General features: G+C 73.2%; 11 protein-coding genes. 10 read left to right on the forward strand and 1 reads right to left on the reverse strand.

From position 1 onward, the window contains the following. Positions 1–523 (forward strand): tectonin domain-containing protein (locus tag ACFXKG_RS30040; protein WP_384845734.1); only part of this gene is annotated, 523 nt, incomplete at its 5' end. A gap of 93 nt (positions 524–616) precedes the next feature. Here ACFXKG_RS30040 and ACFXKG_RS30045 read toward each other — a convergent pair. Next, positions 617–2,479, reverse strand: coding sequence for a glycoside hydrolase family 76 protein (locus ACFXKG_RS30045; RefSeq protein ID WP_384845736.1), 1,863 nt, complete (start codon positions 2,477–2,479; stop codon positions 617–619). A gap of 308 nt (positions 2,480–2,787) precedes the next feature. Between ACFXKG_RS30045 and ACFXKG_RS30050 the strand changes: the two genes are divergently transcribed. The 9 genes from ACFXKG_RS30050 to ACFXKG_RS30090 all read left to right on the forward strand — a co-directional run bounded on the left by ACFXKG_RS30050 (position 2,788) and on the right by ACFXKG_RS30090 (position 13,380). Beyond that, a complete protein-coding gene (locus tag ACFXKG_RS30050; protein ID WP_384845738.1) occupies positions 2,788–3,642 on the forward strand; it encodes a ketose-bisphosphate aldolase in 855 nt (284 codons plus the stop codon). A 53-nt stretch (positions 3,643–3,695) separates the two neighbouring features. Continuing rightward, positions 3,696–5,402 carry an acyltransferase gene (locus tag ACFXKG_RS30055; protein ID WP_384845740.1) on the forward strand — a complete coding sequence of 569 codons (1,707 nt, stop codon included), beginning with the start codon at positions 3,696–3,698 and terminating at the stop codon, positions 5,400–5,402. Positions 5,403–5,628: 226 nt separating this feature from the next. Continuing rightward, positions 5,629–6,846 carry an NAD(P)/FAD-dependent oxidoreductase gene (locus ACFXKG_RS30060; RefSeq protein WP_384845742.1) on the forward strand — a complete coding sequence of 406 codons (1,218 nt, stop codon included), beginning with the start codon at positions 5,629–5,631 and terminating at the stop codon, positions 6,844–6,846. Beyond that, a complete protein-coding gene (locus ACFXKG_RS30065) occupies positions 6,843–7,100 on the forward strand; it encodes a 2Fe-2S iron-sulfur cluster-binding protein (RefSeq protein ID WP_384845744.1) in 258 nt (85 codons plus the stop codon). The genes ACFXKG_RS30060 and ACFXKG_RS30065 overlap by 4 nt, the downstream gene beginning before the upstream one ends. After that, positions 7,093–8,529: an NAD(P)/FAD-dependent oxidoreductase gene (locus tag ACFXKG_RS30070; protein WP_384845746.1), complete on the forward strand. Its 1,437-nt coding sequence runs from the start codon at positions 7,093–7,095 to the stop codon at positions 8,527–8,529. The genes ACFXKG_RS30065 and ACFXKG_RS30070 overlap by 8 nt, the downstream gene beginning before the upstream one ends. Continuing rightward, on the forward strand, positions 8,526–9,455 hold the full coding sequence (locus ACFXKG_RS30075; protein WP_384845748.1) for a dihydrodipicolinate synthase family protein: 930 nt from the start codon (positions 8,526–8,528) through the stop codon (positions 9,453–9,455). The genes ACFXKG_RS30070 and ACFXKG_RS30075 overlap by 4 nt, the downstream gene beginning before the upstream one ends. 1 nt (position 9,456) lies before the next feature. Beyond that, a complete protein-coding gene (locus ACFXKG_RS30080; RefSeq protein WP_384845750.1) occupies positions 9,457–10,458 on the forward strand; it encodes a proline racemase family protein in 1,002 nt (333 codons plus the stop codon). Positions 10,459–10,687: 229 nt separating this feature from the next. After that, positions 10,688–11,356 carry a GntR family transcriptional regulator gene (locus ACFXKG_RS30085; RefSeq protein ID WP_384845752.1) on the forward strand — a complete coding sequence of 223 codons (669 nt, stop codon included), beginning with the start codon at positions 10,688–10,690 and terminating at the stop codon, positions 11,354–11,356. Positions 11,357–11,682: 326 nt separating this feature from the next. Then, the gene (locus tag ACFXKG_RS30090) at positions 11,683–13,380 is read left to right on the forward strand and encodes an ABC transporter substrate-binding protein (protein ID WP_384845754.1); all 1,698 of its coding nucleotides are present in this window, start codon (positions 11,683–11,685) and stop codon (positions 13,378–13,380) included. The last annotated feature ends 1 nt before the right edge of the window (position 13,381 follow it).

Genomic DNA, 13,381 nt, shown 5'->3' on the forward strand with positions numbered 1-13,381 from the left:
GCAGGTGTTCGGTGCGAACAGCGCGGGGCAGATCTGGACGCGTACGCAGGTGTCGATCGGTGGGGACTGGTCGGCCTGGACACAGCTCGACGGCGGGTTGTCGCAGGTGGCGGCGGAGACGAACGCGGACGGCCGGATCGAGCTGTTCGGCGTGAACAGCGCCGGCCAGGTGTGGCACCGTTCGCAGTCCACCCCGGGTGGGGCGTGGTCGCCGTGGGTCCAGTTCGACGGTGCGCTGGCGTCGATCGCGGCGGCGCGTAACGCGGATGGCCGGTTGCAGGTGTTCGGTGCGAACAGCGCGGGGCAGATCTGGACGCGTACGCAGGTGTCGATCGGTGGGGACTGGTCGGCCTGGACACAGCTCGACGGCGCGCTGACCCAGGTGGCGGCGGAGACGAACGCGGACGGCCGGATCGAGCTGTTCGGCGTGAACAGCGCCGGCCAGGTGTGGCACCGTTCGCAGTCCACCCCCGGTGGCGCCTGGTCGCCCTGGGCCCAGTTCGACGGAGCCCTGAGGCCGTAACCCGGCCCGGAACCGCACGGAACTGCACGGAGCCGCACCGTGCGCGCCGGCCGCGGCGGGGCCCCGGCCGGCGCGCGACGGTACCTCCCGCCGTCAGGGAGAGCGCTGGAGACCCGCCGCGGCCGTCAGCGCCTCCAGCGCGCTCGCCTGGGTGCGCCAGTCGGTCTGGTTGGGGCTGGTGCCGGACCAGCGCTGGCCGAGCCGGTTGAGGGAGTCCCGGTCGGTGGTCCAGATCGACTCGGCCTGTTTCCTGATGTACGCCCGGTACGGGGCCGAACCGGTGGCGTCCGCCAGATCGGCGAGGTGCCGCATGAAGATGCCCTTGAACTGCTTCTGGTTGTCGTCGCAGGACCGCGTACCGGTGTCGCAGGACTCGGTCAGCACCCCGTCGCTGGTCAGCACCGGAGAGGCCAGTGCGGCGTCGGCCAGCCGTCGGGCCGTGTCCAGGTACCGGGCGTTCCCGGTCGAGCGCCACAGCTGGGTGAAGGCGCCGATCGCGAGGCCCTGGTTGTAACTCCACACGGTCTGGCCGTTGTTGCCGCAGCCGCCGGTCAGTCCGTCGTTGACCAGACCCGACGAGTTGATCAGCCCGCTGGCGAGGTACCAGTCCGCCGCCGTGGCCGCGCGGGCGCCCCACGCGGTGTCGCCGCCGATCCGGTCGTGCAGCGAGGTGGTCAGCCACAGGTACAGCCCGTTGGTCACGGCGTTCTTGTAGGTGTGTTCCCGGTCCCACCACACCCCGCCGCCGCACGTTCCGGTGTCCCAGTGCTGCCGCACGTACTCGGTGATCGTGACCGCCTCGTCGAGGTAGCGCCGCTCGCCCGTGTAGTCGTACGCCGTCAGCCAGGCCACCGCCCACCAGGCCGCGTCGTCGACGGCGCGGCTGATGAAGTGGCCCTCGACCGGGTCCGAACCGCGCCCGCCCGCCGGGAAGACACCGCGGTTCTGCTCGAAGGTACGGGCGATCACCCAGTCGTAGTCGCGCCGCCCGGTGCGGTCGGCGAAGTCGACGACCGAGGTGAGCGCGACCGCCGAGTTCCACCAACTGCTCCGCCACCAGCCCTCGTCGGTGTGGTACGAAGCCATCAGCGCGTCCGCCGCCGCGCGCTCCCGGGTCGGCGCGGGCCTGACCCAGGCCGTGCAGCCGCCCTCCTGGTGGGACGCCTCCCGGCCACAGGCACGGACCGCGCCGCCGTACAGGAGACCACGGGGGTCCCGGGTGGCGAACATGACGGTCCGGGCCGAGGCGGCCCCGGCCCGCACGCTCGTCCGCCCGAGGGAGGAGCCCTCGGGCCAGCTCCCGCCGCCGTCCCAGGACCGGTCGAGCCAGATCTCGTCGCCCGGACCGCCGTTCTCGACGACACCCCAGGCCATACCTGTTCGCCGGTCGACATGGAGGCTGATGGCGCGCCCGAAGAGGGTGGCCGACGGCACGGGGGTGTCGTCGCCCGCCGCGGTGGCCGGATCGGCGCCGTCGCACGAGGCGCCGTCGCACACCGTCGGATACACCCAGTCGGTACAGGTGACCGCGGCGGCGTCGCCGCAGGCGCGGATCCAGCCGCGCCGGTGGCCCACCGGATCGGTGAGGTTGTACATCAGAGTGCGGGTGCCGGTCCAGGTACCGGGGATGCCCGCCCTGCCGAGCAGCGGCTCCCAGGTGGCGCCCCGGTCCCAGGACCGGTCCAGCCAGACCGAGTCGCCGCTCGCACCGTTGTCGATGCTCGCCCAGGCCATGCTGTCCGGGTCGGAGACGTGCAGCCGCAGGATCCGGCCGTTGATGTTCCGTTCCGGCACCGGGAAGGTGTCCTGCCGTGCCTTCGAGGGGTCCAGGGTGTCGCACGCCAGGGCGCAGACCGGCGTCGCGGCGCGGGAGACGGCGGGGAGGGCGACGAGGCCGGTCAGGGCCAGGATCAGGGCCAGGAGGCCGCCGAGGAGGGGACGGGTCCGCACTGACATGACGTACCGCCTTTCCGTGAAAGCCGTACGCGAAAGGGAAGGGACGGCCCGGCACTCCCCAACTCCCCCGAACACCACAGCACCGACCCGGTCGCTTGTCCAGGCCTCACGCGGACAACGTTGTCGGCCACGCGGGAGGAGTGAGCGGCCTGTCCGCCCCGCGGCGGGCCGCCCCCGCCCTTCGGCGGCCGGGTACCCTACGGGCCCGTACCGACGAGGTCAGCCCCCAACTCGGCCTCCGGGAAAGCCCCGACCGGCTCCGGCGTCCGCGCGCCGCACGGCCGGCCCCGCCCGAACCGAAGGACATCATGCCTCTCACCGGCACCGGAGACACCGTGGCCGCCGCAGCGGCGGCCGGCCACGCGGCCGCCGCGTTCAACATCATCCAGATCGAGCACGCCGAGGCCGTCATCACCGGCGCCGAGGCGGCGAACGCGCCGGTCATCCTCCAGATCAGCGAGAACGCCGTGCGCTACCACGGCGCGCTCGCCCCGCTGGCCCGCGCCGCCCTGGCCGCCGGGGAGCGGGCCGGCGTTCCGGTCTCCGTCCACCTCGACCATGTGACGGACCCGGCGCTGGTCGGGGAAGCCGTCGAACTCGGCCTGCACTCGGTGATGTTCGACGCCTCCACCCTCGACTACGCCGACAACGTCAAGGCCACCGCCGACGTGGTCGCCCGGTGCCACGCGGCGCGCGTATGGGTCGAGGCGGAACTCGGCGAGGTGGGCGGCAAGGACGGCGTGCACGCCCCCGGTGTACGCACCGACCCGGTGGAGGCCGCCGCCTACGTCGCCGCCACCGGTGTCGACGCGCTCGCCGTGGCGGTCGGCACGTCGCACGCCATGCTCACCCGCGACGCCGAACTGGACTACGGGCTGATCGGCGCGCTGCGCCGGGCCGTTCCCGTCCCCCTGGTCCTGCACGGTTCCTCGGGGGTGTCCGACCCCGGACTCGTCGAAGCGGTCGGCCGGGGCATGACGAAGATCAACATCTCGACCCACCTCAACAACGCCTTCACCGCCGCCGTGCGTGACCACCTCGCCGCCCACCCCGCCACCGTGGATCCCCGTCGCTACCTCGGGGCGGGCCGGGCGGCCGTCGCCACCGAGGTCACGCGACTGCTCGGCATCCTGCGCCAGGACCGCCAGGACCGCCCGGCCTGAGAACCCCGGTCCGGTCTTCCCACGGGAGGGCGCCGCCGCCTAGCGTGTGACACATGGAACCGCGGCAGGAGTTGCCCGTACAGCACTTCGACCACTGTCCGTGGCTCTTCGGGAACGAGGCGACCGGGGAACAGCGCCTCGCGCAGGCGGAGCGGCAGCGGTCGGTCGGCGGGGACAGCGAGGTCGGCGAGCGGTGTTACGTCGCCGGGTCGGCGGCCGTGTTCCCCGACCGGCTGCGGCTCGGCGACGACTCGTACATCGCCGCCCACGCCTACGTCACCGGCGAGTTGACCACGGGCACCGACTGCACGCTCAACCCGTTCACCGTCGTCCGCGGCACCGTCATGCTGGGGAGCGGGGTGCGGATCGGCGCGCACACCTCGCTGCTCGGCTTCAACCACTCCACCGCTCCCGACCGGCCGGTCTTCCGGCAGCCCCACACCAGCCGGGGCATCGTCGTCGGGGACGACGTGTGGATCGGCTCGCACGTGGTCGTGGTGGACGGCGTGACCATCGGCGACCACTGTGTGATCGGCGCGGGGGCGGTGGTCACCAAGGACCTGCCGGAGTGGACGGTGGCCGCCGGCAATCCCGCCCGGCCGCTCCGCGACCGGCGGGACACCGCAAATGCCTCCCCGGCCCGCGCGCAGGGCGGCGATGCCCTGGCCCGGTTCGCCGAAACGGCCCGGGGGCAGGCCGCGGACATCGTCGCCCGGTGCTGGGACGGCGAGCGGTACGCCGACCGGCCCGGGGCCGCCCCCACGGTGCGGGCGCACTGCGACGCGGTGGAGATCGCCGACCTGCTGCTCGCCACCCCTCCCGGGCAGCTCGACCGGGGAGAGCACGCCCGGCGGCTGTCGGCCCTGCAGGACCCGGGGACCGGCCTGGTACCGGAGTTCGGCGCACCGCTCGGCGCAACGCCGTCCGTGCCGCACGACGACGGCTTCCCCGGCGAAGGGCCCGCGCTCTACCACGTCCTGTCCGTCGGCTACGCCCTCGACCTGCTCGGTGCCTCGTTCCCGCATCCGGTGCGCGGCGCCCGGGAGATGACGGCCGAGCAGCTCGTCGCCCGCCTGGAGCGGCTGCCGTGGCGTGACGGGGCGTGGGGAGCGGGGGCGTGGATCGACAGCTGGGCCACGGCCGCCCACTGGAACCTGCGCCGCCCGGACGCCGAAGCCACCCGGCCGGGCAGCCTGGAGGCGCTCTTCGGCTGGCTGCTGACCCGGGCCGATCCGAGGACCGGTATGTGGGGCAGCCCTTCGCCGGTGGCCGGATGGCTGCAGGTCGTCAACGGCCACTACCGGCTGACACGCGGCTCGTTCGCGCAGTTCGGGCTGGAGGTGCCGCACCCGCGGCGGGTCGTGGACGCGGTGCTGGAACACGCCCGCGACCTCCGCCACTTCGGCGCGGGCCGGGAGAACGCCTGCAATGTGCTGGACGTCGCCCATCCGCTGTGGCTGTGCACCCGGCAGCTCGGCGGGGACACCGGTGGCGACGGCGGCTACCGCTCGGCCGAGATACGCGCCTGGGCCGAGCGGCAGCTGGCCGCCGCCCTGCCACGCTGGCAGGACGGCCGGGGCTTCGGCTTCGGCCCGGGAACGTCCGGGCCGGGACCCGAACCGGGGCTCCAGGGGACCGAGATGTGGCTCGCGATCGTCTGGCTCCTCGCCGACCTGCTCGGCCGCTCCGACGCCCTCGGCTACCGCCCCCGTGGTGTCCACCGTCCCGAACCGGTCCACGACGGCCCGCCGCGGACATGACCCCCGCTCCGGCGTCCGGACGGCTTCGTCCGGCGCCGGCCGGCCTCAGCCGGTGCGGTGCGCGGTGCGCCGACCGCCCGGGTGAGGGAACCGGGCGCGCACAGGCGCTCACCCGCACGCGGCCGAACCCCGTACCGCGTCGTACTTCGCCGTACCCACGGGTGGTCCGTACGTCCCCAACATCGGGGGCCTCCCCTCACAACGGGACATGTGACATAGTACTGAGGTGCCCGCTCCTCCTCGGCCGCTTCGGCCTCTCCGGATCGTCGTCGTGGGCGCCGGCATCGTCGGCGCGGCGACCGCCCGCGCCCTGGCCCGCGCCGGCTGCGACGTGACCGTCGTCGACCGCGGCGCCACGGCCGGGGGCACCTCCGCCGGCGGCGAGGGCAATCTGCTCGTCTCCGACAAGGAACCCGGCCCCGAGCTGCGGCTGGCGCAGCGTTCGCTCGCGGCCTGGGCGCGGATCGAGGACGAGCTGCGCGACGAACTGCCCGCCGGATTCCCCGGTCTCGAACTGGAACGCAAGGGCGGCCTGGTGGTCGCCACGACCGAGGCCGGCGCGGCGGCCCTGCTGGCGTTCGCGGACACCCAGCGGAGTGCCGGGGTGACGGCCGAGACGGTGGACGACGCCGGGGCCCATGAGCTGGAGCCCGATCTGACACCGCACAGCACCGCCGCGGTGTTCTACCCCGAGGACCTCCAGGTGCAGCCGGTGGCGGCGACCGAGGCGCTGCTGGCCGCCGCCCGCCGCCACGGCGCCCGGGTGCGGCAGGGCGTCGAGGTGACGGGGCCGGTGCTGTCGTCGGGCCGGCTGGCCGGCGTACGGCTGACCTCCGGGACCCTGCCCGCCGACGCCGTGGTGCTCGCCGCCGGGCCCTGGTCCGGCCTGGTCGCCGAGCGGCTCGGCGTCCGCCTCCCCGTGCGTCCGCGGCGCGGCACGGTGCTGGTGACCTCGCGGATGCCGGCCCGCGTACGGCACAAGGTGTACGACGCCGACTACGTGGGCGCGGTCGGTTCGGGCTCGGCCGACCTGCAGGTCTCCAGCGTGGTCGAGTCGACCGCCGCCGGGACCGTCCTGATCGGCTCCTCCCGCGAGCGCCGCGGCTTCGACGAGCGGATCGAGGCCCGGGTGCTCGCCGCGCTGGCCGCCAAGGCACTGCTGCTCTTCCCCTTCCTGGCCGACGCGCAGACGATGCGCGCGTACGGCGGGTTCCGGCCCTTCGTCCCCGACCACCTGCCGGTGATCGGCGCCGACCACCGGCTGCCCGGTCTGTGGCACGCGACCGGGCACGAGGGCGCCGGGATCGGCCTGAGCCTGGCCACCGCCGACCTGCTGCGCGACCAGCTCCTCGGCGGCGCCGACGCTGCCGCGGAGCCGCTGGCCGCCGAGTTCCGCCTGGACCGTCCCACCCTGCTGCCGCACCTCGAAGGGGCCGCCCGATGACGGGGATTCACATCGAGGTCGACGGGGACCGGATCGCCGGCCTCGCCGGCCAGACCATCGCCGGAGTGCTGCTGGCCGACGGGCGGGTGGCCTGGCGGCGTACCCGCACCGGCCGCCCTCGCGGGGTCTTCTGCGGGATCGGCGCCTGCTTCGACTGCCTGGTGACCGTCAACGGCCTGCGCGACGTACGGGCCTGCCAGCGGCGGGCCGTGGACGGCGACAGGATCGACCTGCAGGAGGACGATCGTGACTGAGGTACTCGTCGTGGGCGGCGGACCGGCCGGGATGGCCGCGGCGCTGGCCGCCCGCCGCCACGGCGCCCGGGTCGTGCTGCTCGAAGCCGGTGACGACGTCGGCGGGCAGTACTGGCGGCATCTGCCGGACGGGCGGGAGGACACGGACGACCGGGGAGACGCGGACGAGCGGCTGTGGCAGCACGGCTGGGACCGCTTCGTCGCGATGCGCGCCGCACTGCTCGGCGACGCGGGCTGCGAGGTCGTGACCGGCGCGCACGTCTGGTCCGTCGACCGGCGTGACGACGCCCCGCCGCTGGTGCACGTGCTCGTCGGGCAGCCGGACGGGCAGGGGCGCGAACCCCGTACCTACGATCCGGCGGCCCTGGTGCTCGCCACCGGGGCGTACGAGCGCACCCTGCCGTTCCCCGGCTGGGATCTGCCCGGGGTCTTCACCGCCGGGGCGGCGCAGGCGCTGGCCAAGGGCGAGCGGGTGGCCGTCGGCCGCCGCGTCCTGGTGGCCGGCGCCGGGCCCTTCCTGCTGCCCGTCGTCGCCGGCCTGCTGCGGATCGGCGCCGAGGTCGCGGGCGTGGTCGAGGCGGCGGGCCCGGCGCAGCTCGCCGGGGGCTGGGCGGCCCGGCCGTGGCGGCTGTTCGCGGCCCGGCGCAAGGCCGGTGAACTGGCCGGTTACGCACGCCAGTTGGCCGCCCACCGCATTCCGTACCGGACCGGCGCGGCGGTCGTCGCGGCGCACGGCACCGAGCGCGTGGCGGCGGTCACCGTGGCGCGCCTGACCCGGGACTGGACGCCGGTCCCCGGCACCGGACGGCGGATCGAGGTCGACGCCGTCTGCGTGAGCCACGGCTTCGTCCCGCGCACCGAGCTCGCCACCGCGGCCGGCTGCGCGGTCGGCGCGGACGGCGCGGTCACCGTCGACGAGCGGCAGCGCACCTCGGTGCCCGGGGTGCTGACGGCCGGTGAGCTGACCGGTATCGGCGGCGTCGACCTGGCGCTGGCCGAGGGCGCGATCGCCGGGAGCGTCGCCGCCGGGGGCACTCCCGCACCGGGCGCGGTCCGCGAGCGGGCGGTCTTCCGGGAGGTCGCCGCGCGGCTCGCCACCGCCCACGGCATCCGCCCCGGCTGGCGCTCCTGGGTGGACGACGACACCGTGGTGTGCCGCTGCGAGGACGTCACCGCGGGCGCCCTGCGGCGGACCGCGGAGCTGACCGGATCCCGCGGGCTGCGCTCGCTCAAACTGACCACCCGGGCCGGCCTCGGCCTGTGCCAGGGCCGCACCTGCGGCCGCGCGGTCGAGGACCTGCTCACCGGTGCGCACGGCCCCGGCCTGCTCGACCCGGGCCGTACCGCGCACCGGCCGATCGCGACCCCCGTACGCCTGGGCGAACTCGCCGCTTCCCCCAGGACCAGCAACCGAGAGGACGTCCCATGAGTTCCGCACCGACCGACCTGCGCGGGGTGATCGTCGCCACCGCGCTGCCCTTCAAGGAGAACCCCTCCGCCCCCTCCGGGCTGGAGGTCGACTACGACCGCTACGCGGAGCACTGCGACTGGCTCATCGGCAACGGCTGCCACGGCGTCGGTCCGAACGGATCGCTCGGCGAGTACTCGGCGCTGACCGACGCGGAGCGCCGCAAGGTCGTCCAGGTGGCCGTCGAGACGGTCGGCGGGCGCGGTGTCGTGGTGGCCGGGGTGCACGGGCCCGGCTGGCACCAGGCCAAACACTGGGCCGAACTGGCCGCCGAGGACGGCGCCGACGGCGTGCTGGCGCTGCCGCCGACGATGTACCGGGCCAGCCGTGAGCAGGTCGTCGAGCACTACACGAAGATCGACGAGGTCGGGCTGCCGATCATGGTCTACAACAACCCGGTCGACACCAAGGTCGACCTGGTCCCGGACCTGGTGGCCGAGATCGCCCAGCTGCCCCACGTGACCGCCATCAAGGAGTTCAGTGGGGACGTACGCCGGCTCTTCGAGATCACCGAGCTCTGCGACATCGACGTGGTGGCCGGCGCCGACGACGTGCTGTTCGAGCTGATGGCCGACGGGGCGGTCGGCTGGTTCGCCGGCTTCCCCAACACCTTCCCCGCCGAGTCGGTGGCGATCTACGACCACATGCTGGCCGGGCGCTTCGAGCAGGCCCGGGAGCTCTACCGGCACCTCGTCGCGGTGTTCCGGTGGGACTCGCGCACCGAGTTCGTCCAGGCCATCAAGCTCGGCATGGAAATGGTCGGCCGGTACGGCGGCCCGTGCCGCCCGCCGCGCGGCCCGCTCTCCGCCGAGCACGACGCCCGGGTGCGGGCCGACATGCGGCGGGCCATCGCCGCGGTCGAGGCGCACCGCGTGACGGCGGCCTGAGATGCGTACGTCACGGCTGTTCTCCGCGGTCGACTCGCACACCGAGGGCATGCCGACCAGGGTCGTGACCGGCGGCGTCGGGGTGATTCCCGGCGCCACCATGAACGAGCGGCGGCTGTACTTCGCCGAACACCTCGACCACGTACGGCGGCTGCTGGTGAACGAGCCGCGCGGCCACGCGGCGATGAGCGGCGCCGTCCTGCAGCCGCCGACCCGTCCCGACGCGGAGTTCGGCGTGCTGTTCATCGAGGTGTCCGGGTGCCTGCCGATGTGCGGCCACGGCACGATCGGGGTGGCCACGGTGCTGGTCGAGACCGGGATGGTCGAGGTCGTCGAGCCGGTGACCACCATCCGTCTCGACACCCCGGCCGGGCTGGTGGTGGCCAACGTCGCGGTCAAGGACGGGCACGCCGACAGCGTCACACTGGAGAACGTGCCCGCGTACTGCGACCGGCTCGACGCGACCGTCGAGGTGCCCGGCCTCGGCGAGGTCAGGTACAGCCTGGCGTTCGGCGGGAACTTCTACGCCATGGTGGACCTCGACGACGTACGGCTGCCGTTCGACCGCGCACGCAAGGACGAGATCCTGAGCGCCGGGCTGGCGATCATGGACGCGATCAACACGTCGGCGCCGCCCGCACACCCGCTGATCGACGGGGTCGGCCACTGCCACCACGTGGAGTTCATCGCCCCCGGTTCGGACGCCGCGCACTCGCGGCACGCCATGGCCATCCACCCCGGATGGTTCGACCGGTCGCCCTGCGGAACCGGTACGTCGGCCCGGATGGCCGAGCTGCACGCACGCGGTGAGCTGGCGCTGCACCGGGATTTCGTCAACGAGTCCTTCATCGGCAGCCGGTTCACCGGCCGCCTGGTGGGGGAGACGACGGTCGGTGGCCTGCCCGCGGTGCTGCCGACCATCACCGGCCGGGCCTGGGTGACCGGGATCGGCCAGTACATGCTGGACCCGACCGATCCCTACCCGGCGGGTTTCGAGTTCTGAGCCCCCGGGTGCGGCCGGGCCGTGCACGACCACACGCTCCGGCGGTCGGTGACATAGCGGGGGACACCGGCGCGGGTACCGGTACCGGTGGCGTCGGTCGCGGTGTTGTCGGGCCCCCGTCTCGATGTACCCCCGCACCTGCGACGACCGGTGAATGGGATACTCGGCACTGCGTCGGCCGACGGCGGTCGGCGGGATGTGACATTTTAGTGGTGGGAGGACGGCGCGGATGAGCTCATCAATCATCGGCCCGGTGTCGGTGGGGGCGAGCCTGCGCGGCACGGTGGAGGACGCGGTGGCCGCGGCCATCGTCTCGGGTGAACTGGCCCCGGGGACCCTGGTCACCGCGCCGACGCTGGCCGCGCGGTTCGGGATCTCCGCCACCCCGGTCCGTGAGGCCCTGCTCAACCTGCAGGGACGCGGATTCGTCGACGTGGTGCGCAACAAGGGCTTCCGGATCACCGAGGTCAGCGAGCAGGACCTCTGGGAGATCGTGCGGCTGCGCCAGCTCCTGGAGGCGCCGCCGATGCGGGAGATCGCACGGGCGCTGCAGCCCGAGGCCGCCGCCGACCTGCGGCGCAGGGCCCAGGTGATCGTCGACTCGGCCGCCGCGGCCGATCTGGCGGCCTACCTCGCCGCCGACATGGCCTTCCATCTGCGGCTCCTGGAACTGCACGGCAACCGCCGGCTGCTCGCGATGGTGAAGGATCTGCGGCAGCAGACCCGCATGGTGGGCCTGGCCGACATGATCGGCACCGCCGAGCTGGCCCGTTCGGCGGCCGAACACCACAGCCTGGTGGACCTGTTGGAGGCGCGCGACGGGCGGGGCGCGGAAACGCTGCTCACCGCCCACATCGGCCATGTGCTCGGCTGGTGGAACGGCCGCTCGGAGGAGTGAGGCACCGGTGTGACGAGCCCGCCCGGCCGAGCCGGGCGGGCTCGTCGGCGTGTGCCCGAACCGGAGTGTCACCCCGGTAAATTCTCGCGGAACCTCTTCTCCCGAGAGGTGTCACATACTACTGTCTCCTCAAGTGACCGGGCTCGCTGTGATCCCGGTCTCTCCGTGGGACCGGTCGTGGGCGCTTCGCTCTGCCCGCCGGCCCACCGGATTCGCAGCGCATCTGCCCACCGTTTCCGCACATAGTCGCTGGTCCGCCGGCCCGTCACCCGTCCCGCTCCGCCGGACGGCCGGGCTGCCCGCACCCGACCGGAAGGTAGGACCCCTTGAAGAGAACCTCGTCTTCAGCGGCGCTCGCTGGGCTGGCGGTCGGCGCACTCGCCCTTTCGGCATGCACCGGTGGCGGCACCTCGTCCAAAGCCACCGGCGGTGGGAGCGGCGGGACCGCGGCCAAGGGCGGGACCGTACAGGTCCTGCAGTCGACCGACTTCTCCTATCTCGACCCGACCCGCGGCTGGGACGGCGGCGTCAACGCGTTCTACCGCCTGATATACCGCCAGCTCATCACCAAGGCACCCAACGACGCCAAGGACCCCAACGCGATGGTCCCCGACCTCGCGGAGAGCCTCGGCAAGGTCTCCGCCGACGGTCTGACCTGGACCTACAAGCTCAAGGACGGGATCAAGTTCGACACCGGCGCGCCGATCACCTCCAAGGACGTCAAGTTCGGCATCAGCCGTAGCTGGGACCCGGAGATCGGCATCGGCTCGCCGTACCTCAAACAGCTGGTCGACGCCCCGAAGGGCTACCAGGGGCCGTACCGCTCGGGCGACCTGCCGACGATCGAGACACCCGACGACAAGACCATCGTCTTCCATCTCAAGGCGCCCTTCCCCGAGTTCGACGCGGCGCTCTCCCAGCCGGCGGGCACCCCCTTCCCGGTCGGCACCGGCGGGGGTGACTCGTTCATCAAGGACGTCGTCTCCTCCGGCCCGTACGACCTGGAGAAACTCACCCCGGGCAGCCTGATCCAGCTCAAGCGCAACCCGCACTGGGACGCGAAGGGCGACACGGTCCGCAAGGCCTACCCCGACGCGTGGCGCTTCACCGTCGGCGTCGAGGGCGCCACCATCGACGAGCGGCTCATCGCGGGCCAGGGCACCGACGTCAACGCGATCTCCGGCACCGTGCAGACAGCCACCATTGCCCGCCTGCAGACACCGCAGGCCAAGGCGCAGACGGTCAAGGCGCCGTCGACCTGTCTCACATACATGGGTCTCAACACGACGAAGAAACCGCTGAACGACGTGAAGGTGCGTCAGGCCGTCAACTACGCGGTGGACAAAGGCTCGGTGCTCAACGCCAGCGGCGGCCGGCAGCTCGCGACGCTCTCCACCGGCCTCCTGCCGGCGACGGTCTCCGGGCACGTCGACTACGACCCCTATCCGAGCGCGGACAACGCCGGTGACCCGGCCAAGGCCAAGCAACTGCTCACCGACGCGGGTTACCCGAACGGCTTCACGATGACCCTGGACGTACGCGCGAAAGAGCTCGACCAGGGCCAGGGCGAGGCGATCCAGCAGGCGCTCAAGCGGGCCGGTATCGAGGTCAAGCTGAACGTGATCGACGCGGCGACCTACTACGAGACGATCGGCACACCGTCGCAGCAGCACGACGCGGCGATCACCGGCTGGTGTCCGGACTGGGCGTCGAGCGCGTCGACGTTCCTGCCGCCCCTGTTCGACGGCCGGAAGATCACCGCCAAGGGCAACCAGAACCTCGCCCAGTTCAACGACGACGCCGTCAACGCCGAGATCGACCGGATCGGCGCGATGACCGACCTGGCCGCGGCGAACAAGGCCTGGGGAGAGCTGGACAAGAAGATCATGGCGCTGGCTCCCTTCGTCCCGCTGAACGTCGCGAACCGCATCTACCTGCCGGGCAGCAACCTGGCGGGGGTGGTCGCCCCCAGCGGAGACGTCGACTACGGGATCATCGGTCTCAAGGACCCGGCGAAGGGCTGAC

It is taken from the genome of Streptomyces sp. NPDC059255 (genome assembly GCF_042752355.1).
Taxonomy (GTDB): domain Bacteria; phylum Actinomycetota; class Actinomycetes; order Streptomycetales; family Streptomycetaceae; genus Streptomyces.